General features: G+C 39.7%; 4 protein-coding genes and 1 pseudogene. 3 read left to right on the forward strand and 2 right to left on the reverse strand.

Features of this window, described 5'->3' with window-relative positions; genetic code table 11:
- Window positions 1-503, reverse strand: a pseudogene (locus QZY09_RS16785) (glycosyltransferase family 2 protein); the annotation flags it as partial.
- Between the two features lie 181 nt (window positions 504-684).
- Between QZY09_RS16785 and meaB the strand changes: the two are divergent.
- Window positions 685-1,572: a methylmalonyl Co-A mutase-associated GTPase MeaB gene (gene meaB, locus QZY09_RS16790; protein ID WP_295674217.1), complete on the forward strand. Its 888-nt coding sequence runs from the start codon at window positions 685-687 to the stop codon at window positions 1,570-1,572.
- A 50-nt stretch (window positions 1,573-1,622) separates the two neighbouring features.
- Here the strand turns inward: meaB and QZY09_RS16795 are convergent, their stop codons facing one another.
- A complete protein-coding gene (locus QZY09_RS16795) occupies window positions 1,623-2,912 on the reverse strand; it encodes an aminopeptidase P N-terminal domain-containing protein (RefSeq protein WP_295674219.1) in 1,290 nt (429 codons plus the stop codon).
- A 148-nt stretch (window positions 2,913-3,060) separates the two neighbouring features.
- On the opposite strand from QZY09_RS16795, the gene QZY09_RS16800 reads away from it, so the two are divergent.
- Window positions 3,061-4,428: an OmpA family protein gene (locus QZY09_RS16800; RefSeq protein ID WP_295674221.1), complete on the forward strand. Its 1,368-nt coding sequence runs from the start codon at window positions 3,061-3,063 to the stop codon at window positions 4,426-4,428.
- Between the two features lie 135 nt (window positions 4,429-4,563).
- Window positions 4,564-4,694: DUF6728 family protein (locus QZY09_RS24795; protein WP_367119235.1), on the forward strand; the 131-nt coding region annotated here is incomplete at its 3' end.

The following is a 4,694-nucleotide window of genomic DNA, read 5'->3' on the forward strand; positions in this document are numbered from 1 at the left end:
AAACCCTGCGCATCCCTGTATGAATGGATCGCTTTATTGTTTCTTAGTATCCTTATCTCTCGCCTGTACCATCGTCGAGAGTGCCCGTAATAATCATATGAGCCATAAAAATGCAGGTATTTAAACAATAATCCTTCTATATTTTTAACATCCAGATTATCTTCCATCTCCCTTTTTATTAAAGGAAGATATTTTTCGTGCACACATTCATCGCCCTGGATATAAAAAGCCCAGTCAGCGTCGGGCGAAATGGCATTAAAGGCAATATCGGTCTGCGCCGCAAAAACAGCTCCCCCATCGCGCAGGGAATCGTCCCAAACCGTATTAATTATTTTTATTTTAGGCGAATTAATACCTTGTATCAGGCTTTCGGTCTCGTCGTCACTGTTTCCAAGGGCAACCACAAATTCATCACAAACAGGTAAAATTGAAGTAATGGCCTCAACAACGGGATAATCATTTTTTACTGCATTCCTGATAAACGTAAACCCCGATACCTTCATTTATATTTTATGTATTGCTTTGTGATAATAATACGAATATAATTTTATTATCATTTGTAATAAAAACTTATCAAACCATTGTAAAAAGCAAATATATATTTATGCCGCATTACTATCCTATAAATAGTAACAAACTGTTAATTGTTCAAATACATTATATTTTTGTTTCTTTATAAAACTAATGGAAAGCAGTTTACCATACTTACAACCTGATGCCGCCGATTTCCGGTCAGTAGCACGTGCTTTAACCATAGTAGAGAACGACCTGGCCGGCTCGGGGGAGCTTTTAAAAGGCTTAAACTTAAAAAAAGATGTTCCTGTAATTGGTATTACGGGGCCGCCGGGTGCCGGTAAAAGCACCCTCGTTAATTCACTGATCAACAGTTTACTTACCGGAGATAACAAAATCGCAGTGCTTGCCGTTGACCCTACTTCGCCTTTTAATTTTGGCTCATTGCTTGGCGACAGGATCAGGATGGCAACGCATTTTAACCATCCGGGTGTTTTTATCCGGTCACTGGCTACCCGCGGCTCCTTAGGGGGGCTATCAGCGAAAACCATTGAAATGACAGATGTATTGCGTGCCGCCGGCTTTGATTATATTTTAGTTGAAACAGTGGGCGTAGGCCAGTCAGAAGTTGAAATAGCGGGGCTTGCCGATATTACCTTACTTGTTTTAGTGCCCGAAAGCGGCGATGAAATTCAAAACATTAAATCGGGACTGATGGAGATTGCCGATGCGTTTATAATTAATAAGGCAGACAGGGCAGATTCAGAACTTTTTGCCAACAATTTAAAAAAGATCATCAACCAAAATAAAAAGGACCAGATCCCTGTTTTTAAAACCATTGCTTCAACCGGCGAAGGCATAAACGAGGTGAACGCCTTTATATTAAAGGCCTGTCATTCAAAAAATAAACGCAAAGAGTTTTTACTTGCCGAAAAAGCATATAAAATCATACAGTTTAAGCGTATGGCTGATGTGGATAAGAAAAGGCTGCAGGAAGATATCGCAAGGGCTTCGGTGAAAGCCGGGTTTAATTTCTATCGTTTTCTTGAGGGTTATTAAACGAAAATAAAATTTCAATCATTCAACTTAATCTAACCTAATCAACTAAATTAACCATTCATAATCTCTTCAATTTCCTCAGCCTCCACCGGGATGTCAGCCATCAGATCGATGTTGCCACCATGCGTTATCAGGATGTTGTTTTCAATCCGTATGCCCAAACCCTCTGCCGGAATATAGATCCCAGGTTCGCAGGTTAAAATATTGCCAACCTCAAATGGTTTATACCTGCTGGCAAAATCATGTACATCCAACCCCAGATGATGCGAGGTGCCATGCATAAAATATTTTTTATATAAAGGCATTTTGGGGTCCTGCTTGTTCACATCATGTTTATCAAGTAAACCCAGACCGATCAGTTCACCTGTCATTATCCGGCCAACCTCATCCTGGTATTCAGTCATTACTGTACCGGCCACAATAAGTTGAGTTGCTGCCCGCATCACCCGTAAAACCGCATTGTAAACATCCAGCTGGCGTTGAGTAAAGCGACCATTAACAGGTATGCTCCTGCTCATATCGGCATTGTAGTTGGCATATTCAGCTGCGAAATCAAAAAGGATAATGTCGCCGTCTTTGCAAACCTGGTTATTATCGATATAATGCAGCACAATAGCGTTTTTCCCGGAGGCTATAATCGGGTTATAGGCATGTCCGGTGGCGCGCTGGCGTAAAAATTCATGGGTAATCTCAGCTTCAATTTCATACTCGGTTACATCCGGCTGTACAAATTTCAGGACACGTATGAAGGCATCGCGGGTAATATTGCATGCTTTTTTGGTCAGTTCAATTTCCCATGAAGATTTAACTACCCGTAAATCGCGTAATATCAGTGCGGATCTTTCATATTTATGTAACGGATACTTCGTTCGCAACGCATCATACATCCTAATATCCCGGTAGGGTACTGTGTGCCCGTACCGGTCGTTTTCGTTGGTATTTATAAAAATGTATTCGGCGTAATTAATAACGCTGTGTAAAATAGCATCGTACTCACTGAGCCAGAAAATATTTTCAATACCCGACGCTTTTCTTGCCTCGCTTTTTGTGTACTTATGTCCTTCCCAAATAGCAATGTGCTCGTTGGTTTGTCTTAAAAACAGTACTTCTTTGTATAACGGATTAGGACAGTCGGGGAATAATAATAGCACACTTTGTTCCTGGTCAATACCAGTTAAATAAAAAAAATCAGGGTTTTGTTTAAATGCAAAATTTTGGTCTCCATTTCTGGGGAATTCATCATTTGAATGAAAAATAGCTATGGATGAGGACTTTAGTCGCGAAACGAAATTATTTCTATTATAGGTAAATATCTCATTACTAATAGGCTCGTATTTCATTTTTGCAGGATTAATTGTTTTTTTAAACGGATTTTTTTTATTTATTTGTAATTGTTTTATAAAATTTGGAACAATGTTTGGTAAATGTTTCAAACATAATTACTATTTTTGAAAAAAATCACAATTAAAATCGTTTAATCTTAAAACTATGAACTATTCTACATTAAAGAAAACAGTCGTCTTGTCATTTGTTTCCTTGATGGCAGTTGGGATGGCGAAAGCTCAAACAGCTCCTGCGGATTCATCTAAAATGTCGTCTGGAACAGGCACTGCCAAGGTATTTGGTGGCGCTTCGCAGTACAACACATTCAGCATTGGTATAAACATCGGTGCAACATCTCCTTCAGTATTTACAGGCGGTGCAAATCCTTTTCCAAAATCAAAAGCTGATTTGGGTTATGGCCTTTCATTAAGAGACCAGTTAAGCCACGCATTTAGCTTGGAATTAGACGCCCACGGCGGTACCTTAAAAGGTGATGCCGGTTCGGGACTTGTAACAGACTTAAATGGCTCGAAATGGTCAAGCTTCTCTACCAAATTTTGGTCTGGTAGCTTAAGCGGTGTTATTAACGTTGGTAACGTTAGTTTCCTTCACCGTGCAAACGCGATCAATTTTTATGTTTCAGGTGGTGCTGGTTTAGCCTTCTATACACCTGATCCAGTTGATGCTAACGGGGTAAGCCACAAATACGGCAATACCGTTAAAGAATTAATTGTCCCTGTAGGTGCAGGCGTTAAATTTAAATTGAGCGATCAGTTAGACCTTAATTTAGGTTATACTGAAAACTTTACTGACGGCATTAACCTGTCAGGCATTCACGCTGTATTTCCTCAGGCTATCGGAAATAAATATTCTTACGGTTACGCCGGCTTAGAATATACTTTCGGTCCTAAATCTAAACCAAGTTTAGAGTGGGCTAACCCGGTAGCAATGATGTATGACGAATTGTACGATGCTGCTTTACGCGCTGAAGTTGAAGCTTTGAAAGGCCGTGTTGCTAACGTTGAAACTGCTGTTAACGGCTTGAAGAAAGATTCTGACGGTGACGGTGTTTCTGATCAATTCGACAAATGTCCAAACACTCCGGCTGGTACCGTTGTTGACGGATCTGGTTGCCCATTGGTTATCCCTACAGTTGATACTTCTTTATTCGTAAGGAAAGGAAATACTGGTGGTACTGCTACAGGTACAGCTTATTCTAACATCCAGTTTGAATTTGACTCTTCAGTATTGAAAACATCTTCATATCCAATTTTGGATGCTACTTCTGCTGACTTAAGGTCTTCGGGTGCATCTGCTGAATTAGATGGCTATGCTTCATCCGAAGGTACTGCTGCTCACAACATGCGTTTATCAAAAGACCGTGCAAACTCTGTAAAAACTTACTTAGTAAACTCAGGTGTTCCGGCTAAAAAATTAAAAGTTAAAGGCTTTGGTGAAACTCATCCAATCGCTGATAACTCAACCGAAGCAGGACGTATTGCAAATCGTCGTGTTGAATTCCACAAAAAATAATTGGTAATTGATATAATTACTAAAGGCTTCCCGCAACCCGGGAAGCCTTTTTTATTTTTAATTGTTGGGTACCCCGATTAAAATCACTAAGTAGTTATGTAAATTTGTACAGGGAAAAATTAATTAAATTTGGATATGTACTTCTTTAGAAAAAAAGACCCCAACCGGCCTATAAGTTTTAACCTTAAAGTAATGCACGCCGTCAACGCCATTGCTGTAACCGTTTTTTTACTGGGCATAATATGGAAGTTAGTGGAATGGCTGAT

Source organism: uncultured Mucilaginibacter sp. (assembly GCF_903913935.1).
GTDB lineage: Bacteria > Bacteroidota > Bacteroidia > Sphingobacteriales > Sphingobacteriaceae > Mucilaginibacter.